We start from the raw sequence: 778 nt of genomic DNA on the forward strand, positions 1-778 counted from the left end.
CGGGCGGGCCGCCGGGGCACGCGGGCGGCCGGCGGCCCGGGCGGGGGGGGTGTGGAAGGCGCCGCGCCGGGGTCAGGGTTCGATGAGGCCGGTTCGGATGGCGTACCGGGCCAGCTGCAGCCGGTCGCGGAGGCCCAGCTTGTGCAGCAGGTTGGCCCGGTGGCGGTGCACCGTCTTGATGCTGATGAACAGGAGCTCGGCGATGTGCTGGGAGGAGTGCCCCTCGGCCACGAGTTTGAGGACCTCCTCCTCGCGGGGGGTGAGGATGCCGTCGCGGTCGTCCTCGCCGTGCGCGCCCCGCTCCACATAGGTGCGGATCAGGGCGGACACCCCGCCGGGGTGGAGGAACGGCTCGTTGCGCATGGCGGCCCGGCAGGCGCTGACCAGGTCGCGGTCCGCGACGGATTTCGGTACGTATCCGCAGGCGCCGGCCTTGAGGGCCTGGAAGAGGTACTGCTCGTTGTCGTGCATGGTGAGCATGAGGATGCGCAGGTTGGGCCGGAGGGCGGCCAGCTCGCGGGCGGCCTGCAGGCCGGTGAGGCGCGGCATGCTGATGTCGAGTACGGCCAGGTCGATGTCCGTGCTGCGCGCGGCCTGAACGGCCTCGGCGCCGTCGCCGGCTTCGGCGACGATCCGGAGGTCCGGTTCCCGGTCGAGGATCAGGCGGATGCCGCGGCGTACGAGGGCGTGGTCGTCGGCCAGAGCATGACCGCGATCCTGCTGGTGCTGGGCCGCGCCGCGGACACCGCCGACGCACCCCTGCGCGAGGAGCTCCAGC

1 protein-coding gene is annotated in these 778 nt (G+C 73.3%); it reads right to left on the reverse strand.

Translation table 11 applies throughout. The features are described 5' to 3' along the window. Positions 1-72: 72 nt before the first annotated feature. Positions 73-702 (reverse strand): response regulator transcription factor, encoded by a 630-nt coding sequence (locus EF903_RS33255; RefSeq protein ID WP_260616251.1) that lies wholly within the window; start codon positions 700-702, stop codon positions 73-75. Positions 703-778 lie beyond the last annotated feature (76 nt).

It is taken from the genome of Streptomyces sp. WAC05292, from assembly GCF_003949955.1.
Taxonomy (GTDB): domain Bacteria; phylum Actinomycetota; class Actinomycetes; order Streptomycetales; family Streptomycetaceae; genus Streptomyces; species Streptomyces globosus.